Annotated in this window: 14 protein-coding genes and 1 pseudogene; 7 read left to right on the top strand and 8 right to left on the bottom strand. The window is 71.6% G+C overall.

The window, feature by feature from the left end:
- The first annotated feature begins 1 nt into the window (after position 1).
- Positions 2-913 (top strand): helix-turn-helix transcriptional regulator, encoded by a 912-nt coding sequence (locus tag ACIGHB_RS16955; RefSeq protein ID WP_399913796.1) that lies wholly within the window; start codon positions 2-4, stop codon positions 911-913.
- A 75-nt stretch (positions 914-988) separates the two neighbouring features.
- Here the strand turns inward: ACIGHB_RS16955 and ACIGHB_RS16950 are convergent, their stop codons facing one another.
- The 3 genes from ACIGHB_RS16950 to ACIGHB_RS16940 all read right to left on the bottom strand — a co-directional run bounded on the left by ACIGHB_RS16950 (position 989) and on the right by ACIGHB_RS16940 (position 5,064).
- Positions 989-2,284 (bottom strand): cellulase family glycosylhydrolase, encoded by a 1,296-nt coding sequence (locus tag ACIGHB_RS16950; RefSeq protein ID WP_399914337.1) that lies wholly within the window; start codon positions 2,282-2,284, stop codon positions 989-991.
- Between the two features lie 242 nt (positions 2,285-2,526).
- Positions 2,527-3,492 carry a zinc-binding dehydrogenase gene (locus tag ACIGHB_RS16945; RefSeq protein ID WP_388871694.1) on the bottom strand — a complete coding sequence of 322 codons (966 nt, stop codon included), beginning with the start codon at positions 3,490-3,492 and terminating at the stop codon, positions 2,527-2,529.
- A gap of 360 nt (positions 3,493-3,852) precedes the next feature.
- Positions 3,853-5,064 carry an NADP-dependent malic enzyme gene (locus tag ACIGHB_RS16940; RefSeq protein WP_360313132.1) on the bottom strand — a complete coding sequence of 404 codons (1,212 nt, stop codon included), beginning with the start codon at positions 5,062-5,064 and terminating at the stop codon, positions 3,853-3,855.
- Positions 5,065-5,611: 547 nt separating this feature from the next.
- Between ACIGHB_RS16940 and ACIGHB_RS16935 the strand changes: the two genes are divergently transcribed.
- Genes ACIGHB_RS16935 through ACIGHB_RS16925 form a run of 3 tightly spaced genes read left to right on the top strand, consistent with a single transcriptional unit; the run spans position 5,612 to position 8,330 of the window.
- Positions 5,612-6,574, top strand: a complete 963-nt coding sequence (locus ACIGHB_RS16935) for an ABC transporter substrate-binding protein (RefSeq protein WP_399913792.1) — start codon at positions 5,612-5,614, stop codon at positions 6,572-6,574.
- Between the two features lie 41 nt (positions 6,575-6,615).
- Positions 6,616-7,566 carry an amino acid ABC transporter permease gene (locus tag ACIGHB_RS16930; RefSeq protein WP_360313128.1) on the top strand — a complete coding sequence of 317 codons (951 nt, stop codon included), beginning with the start codon at positions 6,616-6,618 and terminating at the stop codon, positions 7,564-7,566.
- Complete coding sequence (locus ACIGHB_RS16925) at positions 7,563-8,330, top strand: amino acid ABC transporter ATP-binding protein (RefSeq protein WP_360313126.1); 768 nt, start codon at positions 7,563-7,565, stop codon at positions 8,328-8,330. Before ACIGHB_RS16930 ends, ACIGHB_RS16925 begins: the two co-directional genes overlap by 4 nt.
- Positions 8,331-8,440: 110 nt before the next feature.
- On the opposite strand, the gene ACIGHB_RS16920 is transcribed toward ACIGHB_RS16925, so the two are convergent.
- Positions 8,441-9,190 (bottom strand): class I SAM-dependent methyltransferase, encoded by a 750-nt coding sequence (locus ACIGHB_RS16920; protein WP_360313124.1) that lies wholly within the window; start codon positions 9,188-9,190, stop codon positions 8,441-8,443.
- 118 nt (positions 9,191-9,308) lie between these two features.
- Between ACIGHB_RS16920 and ACIGHB_RS16915 the strand changes: the two are divergent.
- A pseudogene (locus tag ACIGHB_RS16915) lies at positions 9,309-9,935 on the top strand (CGNR zinc finger domain-containing protein); the annotation flags it as partial.
- On the opposite strand, the gene sodX reads toward ACIGHB_RS16915, so the two are convergent.
- The gene (sodX, locus tag ACIGHB_RS16910) at positions 9,842-10,201 is read right to left on the bottom strand and encodes a nickel-type superoxide dismutase maturation protease (RefSeq protein ID WP_399914335.1); all 360 of its coding nucleotides are present in this window, start codon (positions 10,199-10,201) and stop codon (positions 9,842-9,844) included. The pseudogene ACIGHB_RS16915 and the gene sodX overlap by 94 nt on opposite strands.
- Before the next feature lie 208 nt (positions 10,202-10,409).
- Here sodX and sodN point away from each other — a divergent pair, with 208 nt between their 5' ends.
- A complete protein-coding gene (gene sodN / locus ACIGHB_RS16905) occupies positions 10,410-10,805 on the top strand; it encodes a superoxide dismutase, Ni (protein ID WP_030207400.1) in 396 nt (131 codons plus the stop codon).
- Positions 10,806-10,874: 69 nt separating this feature from the next.
- Here sodN and ACIGHB_RS16900 read toward each other — a convergent pair whose 3' ends face one another.
- A complete protein-coding gene (locus tag ACIGHB_RS16900) occupies positions 10,875-11,834 on the bottom strand; it encodes a LysR family transcriptional regulator (RefSeq protein WP_399913789.1) in 960 nt (319 codons plus the stop codon).
- Positions 11,835-12,022: 188 nt separating this feature from the next.
- On the opposite strand from ACIGHB_RS16900, the gene snpA reads away from it, so the two are divergent.
- Positions 12,023-12,670, top strand: a complete 648-nt coding sequence (gene snpA / locus ACIGHB_RS16895) for a snapalysin (RefSeq protein WP_360313118.1) — start codon at positions 12,023-12,025, stop codon at positions 12,668-12,670.
- A gap of 39 nt (positions 12,671-12,709) precedes the next feature.
- Here snpA and ACIGHB_RS16890 read toward each other — a convergent pair whose 3' ends face one another.
- A complete protein-coding gene (locus tag ACIGHB_RS16890; protein ID WP_399913786.1) occupies positions 12,710-13,129 on the bottom strand; it encodes a DUF6304 family protein in 420 nt (139 codons plus the stop codon).
- Between the two features lie 42 nt (positions 13,130-13,171).
- A complete protein-coding gene (locus tag ACIGHB_RS16885; protein ID WP_399913783.1) occupies positions 13,172-13,426 on the bottom strand; it encodes a hypothetical protein in 255 nt (84 codons plus the stop codon).
- Between the last annotated feature and the right edge of the window lie 36 nt (positions 13,427-13,462).

Raw genomic sequence — 13,462 nt, 5'->3', positions numbered from 1 at the left:
CATGTCCCCCGTCTTCGCCCACGGCCGACTCCGTCTCTACCTGCTCAAGCTGCTCGACGAGGCCCCCCGTCACGGCTACGAGGTGATCAGGCTCCTGGAGGAGCGCTTCCAGGGTCTGTACGCGCCCTCCGCGGGCACGGTCTACCCGCGACTGGCCAAGCTGGAGGCCGAGGGGCTCGTCACGCACACCAGCGAGGGCGGCCGGAAGGTCTACTCGCTGACCGACGCGGGCCGCGCCGAGCTGGCCGGCCGGGACGCCGAACTCGACGCCCTGGAGCGGGAGATCCGGGACTCCGTCGCGGAGCTGGCCGCCGAGATCCGTGAGGACGTGCGGGGCGCGGCGGGCCGGGTGCGCAGCGAGATGCGCGCGGCGGCGAGCCGGACCCGCACCTCGGAGGGCTCGGCCTTCGCCGAGGCCAGGGAGGAGCTGAGCAAGGCCAAGCGGGAGTGGAAGGAGCAGACCCGGCAGGCGAAGGAGGAGGCCCGGTCGGCGAAGCTCCAGGCGAAGGAGTTCCAGCGGATCGCCCAGCAGGTGCAGGACGAGGTCCAGAGCCGCTTCGCCAGGGGCGAGTGGCCGCAGACCGTCTGGGAGGGTCTGTCGGGGATCACCGCGCAGCTGGGCGACCTCGTCCAGGGCCACCACGCCAAGGCCCGCGCAGGGGCCCCCGGTGCGCCCGGCGGCGCCTCGGAGACCGAGGCGCCGGCTCAGGCTCCCGCGTGGGCGCGGGAGACGGCTGGGTCGGGCGAGCCGGCCAGGGATCTGGACCGGCTGCTCGACCGGTTCCGTGACGAGATCCGGGACGCGGCGCGCGACCACGGGGTGACGGACGCCCAGCTGGCGGCGGCCCGCGACCACTTGGCCACGGCGGCGACCCGCATCACCGGAATACTCCACCGCCGCTCGGACGCCTGAGCGGCACCCGCGGCCGGCGACGACGTCCGGAGCGGGCCACGGTGCCGGCGTCAGGGGCGGGCCACGGTGTCGGCGTCAGGGGCGGGTGGCGGTTCGGGTCACGGTGACGGTGACCCGGGCGCCCGGTGCGGCGAGGACCCGGCCCTTGCCGCCGTCCCGGTCGCGCAGGACCAGCGCCCCGCGCGCCCTGGCCTTCCAGTCGCCGGACGGCAGGGCGAGCTCGGTGACGCGGGAGCCGCGCGGCCCGGCGGCGTCGTACTCCAGGCGGTAGACGCCGGTCGCCGGGTCGTAGGCGGAGGAGCGGACCCGGCCGGCGACGGCCTCGGCGTACGGCTCGGCGGTCAGCTCCTTGTTGGTGCGGAAGGCGCCGGAGCCGTCGACGGCGCAGTAGCCGCCGCCGTAGCACCACTCCCAGCCGGTCCAGCCGGAGCCGTAGCGGCCGAGCGAGACCATGGCCTCGCGGTAGAAGCGGTTCATGTTCGGGAGGGAGTTGTTGAGCGGCCCCCACTCCCCCACGATCACGGGGACCTCGTACTCCTTGGGGTAGAGGGTGACCGCCGCCTCGTAGTTCTCGATCCAGCGGGCCGAGGGATCGTAGTCGCCGCCCACCTCCATGGCGCTGTTGTAGAAGTGCGGGGCGTAGACGACCTTCGGGTCGTCGATCCGGCCGAGGCCGGTCGGCACGCCCTCGCCGACGATCGGGGTCGGCTCGACGAAGATCCAGGAGTCCCGGTCGACCGAACGGATCGCGTCCGCGATCCGGTTGTACATCGGGGTGATCTGCTCGCGTTCGATGCGCCGGGCGGCGGTCGCGAGGTCCTCGCCCTCGCGCAGTTCGCCCATCGGCTCGTTGATCAGGTCGTAGCCGAGGACGGCCGGATGGTCCTCGAAACGGTCGGCGAGCACCCGCCACATGCGGGCCTGGGCGCGGCGCAGGTCCTCGTCCTCGTAGAGGTGGGTGAAGGCGCGCTGGACGGCGGGCTCGAAGTACTCGGAGAACCAGTCGTCGGGGCGCGGGGTGAAGGGCAGCCCGTCGGTCCGGGTGGCCCAGGCGGGGATGCCCCGGTGGTCGAAGGCGGGGCCGAAGACGTCCTGGTGGGCGTCGAGGATCACCATGACGTCGTGTTCGGCCGCCCAGTCGAGGACCCGCTCGATCTTGCGGAGGTAGCTCTGGCTGTACTGCCCGGGACGGGGCTCCAGGTCGTCCCAGAAGACCAGCAGACGTGCGGTGTTGAAGCCCCTGGCCCGCATGTCCCGGAAGTGCTTCTCGGTGACGGAGGAGAGGGCTTCGTCCCCGCTGTGCGCCTTGTCGCCGACGTTCCAGCCGCGCAGCGTCAGGACGCGGCCGCGGGAGTCGGTCAGGTGCGGGATGCCGTCCCCGCCGGCCCGCGTGCGGGCCGTTGCCTCCGCGCGGGCCGCGCCGGCGGTGGCGGTGACCGTGGCCGTGGCCGTGGCCGTGGCAGTGGGGGCGAGCGTGGCGAGCAGGGCGGCGGCGACGGCGGCCGACAGGAGGGTGGTGCGCGACGAGCGGGACACGGGGACCTCCGGCACAAGGAAGTGAGCGTTGTTCACGTTTCACGTGCCGGAGATCCCATCAGGTCGACCGACCCGTATCAAGACGTCGTCAGCACGATCTTTCCGAAGAGGTCGCCGGCGGCCATCTTCTCGAAGCCCTCGCGGGCCCGGTCCAGCGGCAGCACCTCGTCGATCACCGGACGGACACCGGTGGCCGCGCAGAAGGAGAGCAGGTCCTCCAGCTCGTCCTTGGAGCCCATCGTCGAGCCGACGACCTTCAGCTCCAGGAAGAAGATCCGGGTCAGCTCCGCGTGCGAGGGGCGGTCGCCGCTGGTGGCGCCGGAGATGACCAGAGTGCCGCCGGGGCGCAGCGACTTGACCGAATGCGACCAGGTGGCGGCGCCGACGGTCTCGATGACGGCGTCCACCCGCTGCGGCAGCCGGGCTCCGGGCTCGTACGCCTCGACGGCGCCGAGCTCCACGGCCCGCTTCCGCTTGGCCTCGTCCCGGCTGGTGGCGAAGACCCGCAGGCCGGCGGCCTTGCCGAGGACGATCGCGGCGGTGGCGACGCCCCCGCCGGCGCCCTGGACGAGGACCGAGTCGCCGGGGCGGACTCCGGCGTTGGTGAAGAGCATCCGGTAGGCGGTCAGCCAGGCGGTGGGGAGGCAGGCGGCCTCGGCGAAGGAGAGCTCCTTCGGCTTGGGCAGGACGTTCCAGCTCGGGACGGTGACGCGCTCGGCGAAGGTGCCCTGGTAGCGCTCGGTGAGGATGGAGCGGGGCTCGTTCGGCCCGACGCCGTGGCCGGTCTGGCCGATGACGGAGTGCAGGACGACCTCGTTGCCGTCCTCGTCGATCCCGGCGGCGTCGCAGCCGAGGATCATCGGCAGCTTCTCCTCGGGGAGGCCGACCCCGCGCAGCGACCAGAGGTCGTGGTGGTTGAGCGAGGCGGCCTTGACGGTGACGGTGGTCCAGCCGGGACGCGCCTCGGGCTCGGGGCGTTCGCCCAACTCAAGGCCGTTCAGGGGCTGGTCGCGGTCGATTCGGGCGGCGTAGGCAGCGAACATGGCCACGACCCTAGGCGGCGACGGCGACCGCGCGGAACCACACACCGGTGTGACGCGCGTCCCCTCACGACCACCCCTCACAACCGCCCCTCACGGCCACCCCCTGACCCCTCCCGCACGAGCAAAGCGGCGAGGGCGCCCGTACCGGCCTCCAGGCGGGCCCAGAAGGTCCGCAGGCCGGGCGGCGGGGGCCCCAGGGCCCCGAGAGCGGCCAGGAGGCGAGCGAGGGCGGCAGCAAGGAAGTACGGGGGCCCTCCACGCCCTCCACGCCCGCCACGCCCCACCCACGCGAAAGGGCCCCGCCAGGTCCGATGCGGCGGACCCGGCGGGGCCCTTTCAGGGGCCTTCCGCGGACTGGCGTCAGCGGCGGGCGACGCCCTCGGCGCGCGCGGCGGCGGCGACCGCGGCCGCGACGGCCGGGGCGACCCGGTCGTCGAACGGCGACGGGATGACGCAGTCGGCGGCGAGCGCGTCACCGACGACACCGGCGATGGCGTCGGCGGCGGCGATCTTCATGCCCTCGGTGATCCGGGAGGCCCGGACCTGGAGCGCGCCGGCGAAGATGCCGGGGAACGCGAGGACGTTGTTGATCTGGTTGGGGTAGTCCGAACGGCCGGTGGCCACGACCGCCGCGTACTTGTGCGCGACGTCCGGGTGGACCTCGGGGTTCGGGTTGGCCATGGCGAAGACGAAGGCGTCCTTGGCCATGGAGGCGACGGCCGCCTCGGGGACCGTGCCGCCGGAGACGCCGATGAACACGTCGGCACCGGCGAGGGCGGTCTCCAGGGAGCCGGTGAGGCCCGCCTTGTTGGTGAGCCCGGCGATCTCGCGCTTGACGTCGGTGAGGTCCTCGCGGTCGCTGCTGACGACGCCCTTGCGGTCGGCGACGCAGACGTCGCCGATGCCGGCCTCCAGCAGGAACTTGGCGATGGCCACGCCGGCCGCGCCCGCGCCGGAGATGACGGCGCGCAGGTCGCCGAGGGTCCGGCCGGTCAGCTTCGCCGCGTTCCGCAGGGCGGCGAGGGTGACGATGGCGGTGCCGTGCTGGTCGTCGTGGAACACCGGGATGTCGAGGCGCTCCTGGAGCTTGCGCTCGATCTCGAAGCACCGCGGCGCCGAGATGTCCTCCAGGTTCACTCCGCCGAAGGACGGGGCGAGCCGGACGACCGTGTCGACGATCTCGTCGGTGTCGGTGGTCGCGAGGGCGATCGGGACGGCGTCCACGCCGCCGAACTGCTTGAAGAGGATCGCCTTGCCCTCCATGACCGGGAGGGATGCCTCCGGGCCGATGTCGCCGAGGCCGAGCACGGCGGTGCCGTCGGTGACGACGGCGACGACCTGGGACTTCCACGTGTAGTCGTGGACCAGCTCGGGCTGCTCGGCGATGGCGGTGCACACCTTGGCGACGCCGGGGGTGTACGCGAGGGACAGGTCGTCCTTGTTGCGGACGGGGACGGTGGCCTGGATGGCCATCTTGCCGCCGCGGTGGAGGGCGAAAGCCGGGTCGAAGAGCTCCTCGGGAGCTCCTTCCGTACCGCTCTCGCTGCGAGGATTGACGATCTCCGCTGCCATGTGGGTGAGACCCCTTTATGTCTGTTGTCGAGGGTTGCCGCTCCTGGTGTGGAGCGGTGGGCGGGTCCCGCGGCCGCCGTGTCGGGCAGCCGCGCGGGCGCGCCGCACAACGCGCCCTGAGCCCCGGATGAGGGGTGTAAGGATCCTTCTTACCGGACAGACGGCACCGCAGACGAGTCCGTATCCGCTCGGTGACGCGACTCATACCGAGTGCTTCCGGACGCGGACGGAGAAGGAAGCGTCACCCGATATCAGGAAACATGACGGCAGCGCCCGTTTGGCTCTCTTCGTGCCGTCCGAATGGCGAGATCAACCGCAGATTCTTCGGTGAATCGGGAAGGGAACGACAGATAGTCCGGCCTTGATGTACCGGCCTGTCGTAGTTCGGGCGCGACCCGTTACCCGATTTTGACATCCGTGGACGTCGGTTTGAGGCAGTCCGAATGGCAAGATGCCGTAATCACACGAGGTCGCGACACTCGAAGACGCGTACGCGACCATTGGCAACGCCTATGGCAACTCCCTCATACGCCGGAGGATCCCGACCATGACCGCACGCTCCACGCGCTGTACGACCGTCGCCAAGACCCGCACCTCCCGTCTTGCCGCGGTCGCCGCCATCGCGGTCGCCGGCTCGATGCTGCTGACCGCCTGCGGTGACCAGACCGAAGGCGGCTCCACCACGGAGGGCGGCACCACCGCTGCCAACTCCGCCCCGCTCTTCTCCAAGCTGCCCGCCGACATCCAGAAGGCCGGCGTCATCAAGGTCGGCACGGACGCCTCGTACGCGCCGATGGAGTTCACCGAGAACGGCAAGATCGTCGGTGTCGACCCCGACATCGCCGCCGCCCTCGGCAAGCAGCTCGGCGTGGAGCTCAAGTTCACCTCGGGCACCTTCGACGGCCTGATCACCGGCCTGGAGTCCGGCCGCCACAGCCTCGTCATGTCCTCCATGACGGACAACAAGAAGCGCCAGGAGGGCCTGGACGACGACGGGAAGAAGATCGGCAAGGGCGTCGACTTCGTCGACTACTTCTCCTCCGGCGTCTCCCTGCTGGTCAAGAAGGGCAACCCGCAGGGCGTCAACTCCCTCGACGACCTCTGCGGCAAGACCGTCGCCGTCCAGCGCGGCACGATCTACGAGGACACCTTCAAGGCCCAGGCCACGAAGTGCGGCTCGAACAAGCTCACGATCCAGGCGTTCGACACCGACGCCGAGGCCCAGACCCGCGTGAAGGCCGGCGGCGCCGTCGCCGACCTGAACGACTACCCGGTCGCCGCGTACATCGCGAAGACCTCGGGCGGCGGCAACGACTTCGAGGTCGTCGGCAACCAGACCGACGTCGGCCTCATGGGCATCGCCGTCTCCAAGGACGACACCCAGCTGCGCGACGCCGTCAAGGAAGCGCTCGACGCGATCATCAAGGACGGCACCTACGCCGAGGCCCTGAAGAAGTGGGACGTCGAGGACAGCGCGGTCAAGTCGGCCACGATCAACGCCGGCAAGTGACCTGCCCGCTTCCCCCCTCGCACCACTGAAGGGCAGTCGTCGTGACTGACAAGCTCAGCAAGGACCCGACCCCCACACCTCCCGGGTCCGGCTCCTCCGCCACGCCGTACGAGGCCATCAAGGCCGTCCCCGTACGCCACTACGGGCGCTGGATCAGCGCCGTGGTGGTCGTGGCCCTCCTCGGATGGCTCGTCTACGCCTTCTCCCAGGGCAACATCATCTGGGACACGGTCTGGGACAAGCTGTTCGACTCGTCGATCATCGACGGCCTGTGGAACACGATCATCATCAGCGTCGCCTCGATGGCGCTGGGTCTGGTGCTCGGCATCCTCTTCGCCGTCATGCGCCTGTCCAAGAACCCGGTGACGGGCGCGGTGGCGTGGCTGTACATCTGGTTCTTCCGCGGCACGCCGGTCTACGTCCAGCTGCTGGTCTGGTTCAACCTGTCGCTGATCTTCGAGTACATCAACCTCGGGCCGCTCTACAAGAACGAGACCGTGGACGTCATGACGCCGTTCATGGTCGCCCTCCTCGGCCTCGGCCTGAACGAGGGCGCGTACATGGCGGAGATCGTCCGCGCCGGCATCCAGTCGGTCGACGAGGGCCAGACCGAGGCGGCGCACGCGCTCGGCATGTCCCAGACGAAGACCATGCGCCGGATCGTGCTGCCCCAGGCGATGCGGGTCATCGTGCCGCCGACGGGCAACGAGTTCATCAACATGCTCAAGACCTCGTCGCTGGTCTCGGCCGTGCAGTACACCGAACTGCTCCGGGCGTCGTCGAACATCGGCAGCACGTCCAGCGCCGTGATGGAGATGCTCTTCGTGGCCTCCATCTGGTACCTGGCGCTGACCAGCGTGTTCAGCGTCGGCCAGTACTACCTGGAGCGCCGTTTCGCCCGGGGTTCGCTCCGCAGCCTGCCGCCCACCCCGTGGCAGCGGGTCAAGACGAACCTCACCACCTTCAAGCGCTCCCCGGAGGCGACGCGATGACCGGCGAGCTCATGGTCAAGGCGGAGGGCGTCCACAAGTCCTACGGCGCCGCCCACATCCTCCGGGGCATCGACCTGGAGGTCCGCAGCGGGGAGGTGTTCTGCCTGGTCGGCCCGTCCGGCTCCGGCAAGTCGACCTTCCTGCGCTGCATCAACCACCTGGAGCGCATCGACGGCGGCCGGCTCTCGGTCGACGGTCAGCTCGTCGGCTACCGCCAGAAGGGCGACAAGCTGTACGAGCTGAAGGACAGCGAGGTCGCGGCCCAGCGCCGGGACATCGGCATGGTCTTCCAGCGCTTCAACCTGTTCCCCCACATGACGGCCCTGGCCAACGTGATGGAGGCACCCGTCCAGGTGAAGGGCGAGACCAAGGCCGTCGCCCGCGAGCGGGCCGAGCGCCTGCTCGACCGGGTGGGCCTCGGCGACAAGATGGGGAACTACCCGTCCCAGCTCTCCGGCGGCCAGCAGCAGCGCGTCGCCATCGCCCGCGCGCTGGCGATGGAGCCGAAGCTGATGCTCTTCGACGAGCCGACCTCGGCGCTCGACCCGGAGCTCGTCGGTGACGTCCTGGACGTCATGCGGGACCTGGCCGAGTCGGGCATGACGATGATCGTCGTCACGCACGAGATGGGCTTCGCCCGGGAGGTCGGCGACTCGCTGGTCTTCATGGACGGCGGCGTGGTGGTCGAGTCCGGCCACCCGAGGGACGTCCTGACCAACCCGCAGCACGACCGGACGAAGGCGTTCCTGTCCAAGGTGCTGTGAGGCGTACGGAGAGGGGCGGTACGGGCCTGGACCCGTACCGCCCCTCTTCCGCACCCGGCGCCCTCTTCCGTACCCGGCGCCCTCTTTCCGTACCCGGCGCCCGCCCCGGCCTACTTCACGGCGAGGAGCAGCGTGTCGGAGGGCGAGCACCAGACCGGGCGGGCCTCGCCGAAGCCGGCGGCCCGCAGGGTGTCGGCGTGCCAGCCGACCGGGGGCATGTCGCCGTCGGCGTGCTCGCCGTAGATCTCGAAGCGGCGGGCGGTCGGCTCGGCGAGGACCGGGTCCGCGGCGGCGAGCGCCCACCATTCGGCCCAGTCGAGGACTCCCGCGGCCTTCTCCTCGTCCATCCGGGCGTGCCGCTGGGCGCGCTCGGCGGCGTTGATCCGCGGGGTGGCCGGGTCGATCATGTGGTCGGCGTTCATGAAGACCCCGCCGTCCCTGACGAGCCCGGCGACCTGCCCGTACAGGGCGGCGAGGGGCTCGCTGTGCAGCCAGTGCAGGGCGGTGGCGGTGAGGACGGCGTCGTACGAGTCGTACGGCAGCGCCTTCGTCCACTCCGGGTCCTTGAGGTCGGCCGTCACGAAGGTGACGCGTCCGTCGCCCTCGAAGGTGCCCTGGGCGATGGCGAGCAGCGCCGGGTCGAGGTCCACCCCGGTGGAGACGGCGCCCGGGAACCTCCGGAGGAGCCTGTCCGTGATACTTCCCGTACCGCAGGCGAGGTCGAGGACGCGGGGCTCCGGCCCCACCAGCGCCTCGACCATGTCGAGCATGACGCGGAACCGCTCCTCACGGTCCGGCATGTACCACTCCTGCTGACGGTCCCAGCTACGCTGCCAGCCCGCCCAGTCGGTGTCGCCCATGTCCGTGTCCTTCCGTCGTCGTCTCACCGCGGAACACCCGAGAACGTAATACCCTCGGAGGGGTAACACCGGTTACCCCCTCGACGCCGACCCTAGCCCGCCAGAGTAAGGACTACAAGTGGAGCTGGCCCATTACTCGGATTACGCCGTGCGCCTCGTCAACACCGAGGAGCCGGGCCGCGGCAGGGACAGCCTCGGCTCCGTCGAGGCTGTCAAGGAACTCTTCGGCCCCGCGGGGCAGATGGCCCGCCGGGTCACCGAGGCCGACCTGCCGCGCTTCCGCACGATCCGGGCCCGGCTGCGGGCCGTCTTCACCGCGGCCGACGAGGGCGACCACACCGGCGCGGTCGACCTGCTGAACTCCCTGCTCCTGGAGTTCCCGGTCAGCCCGCAGATCTCCGGCCACGACTATCTGGACGACGAGGGCCGGCCCCGCTGGCACATGCACCTCGCCGACCACTCGTCCAACGCCACCGCCGGCTACGCCGCCATCTCCGCCATGGGACTCGCCTTCCACCTGACCGAGTTCGGCGCCGACCGGCTCGGCCTCTGCCAGGCCCCGCCCTGCCGCAACGCCTACCTCGACACCTCCACCAACCGCTCCCGGCGCTACTGCTCCGACCGCTGCGCCACGCGCGCCAACGTGGCCGCCTACCGGGCCCGCAAGCGCCTGGAGGCCGAGCGGACCGACCTCACCGGGCGCACCGCCGAGAACAGCCAGGAGAGCACCACGCCGGCCGAGCGCCGGCGCCCCGGCGTCACCGGCCGGTAGCGGCCGAGCACCCGCCCGAGCACCAGCTCGGGCGGTACGGCCCCGAAGACCCGGCTGTCCCCCTCGGCGCCCGGGTTGTCCCCGAGCACCCACCAGCCGGCGTCCCGTCGCTCGATCAGGCGTTTCACCAGGAGCAGATCCTGCTGGAGCGGATGGCGCATCACGACGACGTCACCGGCCCGCACCCGCCCGCCGTACCGCACCAGCAGCCGGTCCCGGTGCAGCAGCGTGGGCACCATCGACACCCCCGTCACCTCGGCGATCCCGAACGGCGCCGCGGCCGCCGCGGTGGCCTCCCGATCCACTCCTGCTCCCCTCGTCGACTCGTACACGAGTCCCGGTCGAACCCCGGACTTTTGACCTAAGCCCCAGGGGGCGCTCGCGAAAACGCCCTTCTCACCGAGTAATCTCCCACTTGAGAAGACGATCACGAGGAAGGACGGCTCAATGCTCTCCCGCCTGTTTGCCCCCAAGGTCAAGGTCAGCGCCCACTGCGACCTCCCCTGCGGCGTGTACGACCCGGCCCAGGCCCGCATCGAGGCCGAGTCCGTCAAGGCTGTCCAGGAGAAGTACCAGGCGAACGAGGACCCGCACTTCCGGGCCCGCGCCACGGTCATCAAGGAGCAGCGCGCGGAGCTCGCCAAGCACCACGTCTCGGTGCTGTGGAGCGACTACTTCAAGGCCCCGCACTTCGAGAAGTACCCCGAGCTCAACCAGCTGGTCAACGACACCCTGAAGGCCCTCTCGGCCGCCAAGGCGTCCACCGACCCGAAGACCGGCGAGAAGGCGCTCGAACTCATCGCCGAGATCGACCGCATCTTCTGGGAGACGAAGAAGGCCTGACCTTCGCCCTCCCGCCGCAGGGGTCCTTGCCGTCACGAGCGGCGGGGCCCCTTCGTCGTGTCCGGGGGTTCAGGGGTGGTCGCGGGGGAGGCACGGGGCCGCCGTGCCGCCGGCGCGGAGCCAGGCGCGGTACGGGGCGGAGCGGTGGGCGGCCTCGCGGTACGCGTCGGCGAGGTCGGCGTGCAGGAGGTCGAGGGGGGTCTCGGGGCGGGCGCACAGCAGGAGGCGGACGGCGAGCGGGTCGCCGCGCAGGGGGCGGACGGCCAGGTCCTCGCGGGGCACCGAGGTGGGCTGGCAGGGGGCGACGGCCTCGCCGAGGGCGATGAGCGAGGCGGCGGTGTGGTAGTCGCCGTGGAGGAGCGGCGGGTCGATGCCGGCCGCCGTGAGCACCCGGCGCAGCCCGTCCCACTCGCCGTCCACGCTGGGGTCGACCATCCAGTGGTCCCCGGCGAGGTCCGCGAGGTCCACCACCGGGCGGGCGGCGGCCGGGTGGCTCGGGGCCAGAGAGACGAACTGGGGCTCGCGGGCGACCAGGACGCGCCGGACGAGGCCGTCGGGGATCCGGAGCGGGCAGCCCTCGACCTCGTGGACGAAGGCCACGTCGAGCCGGCCGCCCACGACCTCCCCCAGCAGGGCGTGGGCGGAGACGTCGACGCGCAGCCCCACATCGGTGTCGGGGAACCGTTCCCTCAGCCGCCGCAGCCAGCCCGGCAGCGCCCGGCTGGCGGTGGAGCCGACGCGGAGCTCGGGCCCCTCGGCGCGGGCCGCCTCCGCGAGGGTCTCGGTGACGAGCGCGGCCATGTCGGCGACGAGCGGGCGGGCCCGGCTGAGCACGGAGCGGCCGAGCGGGGTGGGGCGGCAGCCGGTGCGGCCCCGGGAGAAGAGCTCGGCACCGAGCGCGTTCTCGATGCGGCGCAGCTGGGTGGTCAGCGAGGGCTGGCTCATGCCCAGTTGCCGCGCGGCCTTGTGCAGGCTGCCGGCGTCCGCGATGGCGCAGAGTGCGCGCAGGTGTCTCACCTCCAGCTCCATGCCCTGAGCGTAGGGCGGGGTTCCGGTCTCGCACCAGACGCACGGATCGCCTCAACTACCCTGAAACAGCCGCCAATTGAGCCTGCTCTTCCGGGGTGATGTGAGCGCGCTATCGGGGTTTGGCATCCTTCCCCGCGGGCCTTCGCCGCCCGAGACTCTCTCCCGACACCGATCAGGAGGAGCCCCCCATGCGACACCCCAAGGTCCTCACCCGTACCCTCACCGCCGCCCTCGGCCTCGGTCTCGCGGTCTCGCTCGGCGCCGCCGCGCCGGCCGGAGCCGCGCCCGGCACCACCGCGAACGCGTACGCCGGCTACGCCGGTTCCGCGGCGGAGGCCCAGGCCAACCAGGCGTTCTTCGACGCCGTCATGCGGTCGGTGGCGAAGAAGCGGGCGGCGAACCCGTCCGCCGCCGCTGCCGTCACGGTCGTCTACAGCGCGGCCAACGCCCCCAGCTTCCGCACCCAGATCGCCCGTTCCACGCAGATATGGAACAGCTCGGTGGTCAACGTGCGGCTCGTCGAGGGCAGCAACCCGGACTTCCGCTACTACGAGGGGAACGACTCGCGGGGCTCGTACGCGAGCACCGACGGGCACGGCAGCGGCTACATCTTCCTCGACTACCGGCAGAACCAGCAGTACGACTCCACCCGGGTGACGGCCCACGAGACCGGGCACGTGCTGGGTCTTCCGGACCGCTACAGCGGCCCGTGCAGCGAGCTGATGTCGGGCGGCGGCCCCGGCACGTCCTGCCGGAACGCCACCCCGAACGCCCAGGAGCGGGCCCGCGTCGACCAGTTGTGGCGCTACGGGCTCGCTTCCGCCTTCAAGAGCTGACCGGTACGGGCCCCGCGAGGGGCCCCGGGGGCGCCGCCGTCACACGGCGGACAGGATCCGCCGGCCGAAGTCGGCGCCCTCGGGGAGCTGGCCGCGCAGCCGGGCCAGCGCTCCCTCGAAGTCGCCGCCGGCGACGACCGCCTCGAAGGCGGTGCCGCCGTAGTGCAGGGTCAGGCTGAGGTCGGCCCGCTCGCCGAGGGTGAGCAGGCAGCTGAGCGTGGCCTGTTGGGCGGTGCCGTCGGTGACGACGGGGAGCGGCAGGTCCCACTCCAGGACGCAGCCGGTGAGGGTCTCCCCGCCCTCGCCGGCCGCGGTGAGCGTGGCGAAGCCCGCGCCCGTGTACTCGATTCCCCTGACGCGGGTGGTGACGTTCCCGCCGTCGGCCGTGATGACGATCGCTTCCGCGCCACGGCGGTCCCGGTACCAACCGGTCCAGACTTCTGTCGACTCCGATGACATGCGCGGACTGTAGCGGTATGACCGGCTCCGGCGCGCGGCCGGTCACCCTGTGGCCGGACTTCTCCCGTTCTCGCCGTTCTTGCCGGTGACCTGCGTGGTAGTGGCTTCCGTGCCGGCGGGTCCCTGCGCCTCGAAGCGCGCGCAGTCGGGGTTGCGGCAGGGCTGCACCCGCCACTCGGGCACCCAGGCCCCGAGGACCTTGTGCCGGGTCGCGACGGTGGCGCACGGGCGCCCGCAGACCGGGCAGGGCGGCTCGGCCAGCGGGTCCCTCACGGTGCGGGGCGTCTCGTCACCCATGTCTCCAGGGTAGGCCGCGGGGCCGCGGCCCGCCCG

The sequence above is a fragment of the Streptomyces sp. NPDC085460 genome (assembly GCF_044541975.1).
Lineage (GTDB): Bacteria > Actinomycetota > Actinomycetes > Streptomycetales > Streptomycetaceae > Streptomyces.
This window is presented reverse-complemented; position numbering and strand designations above follow the sequence as displayed.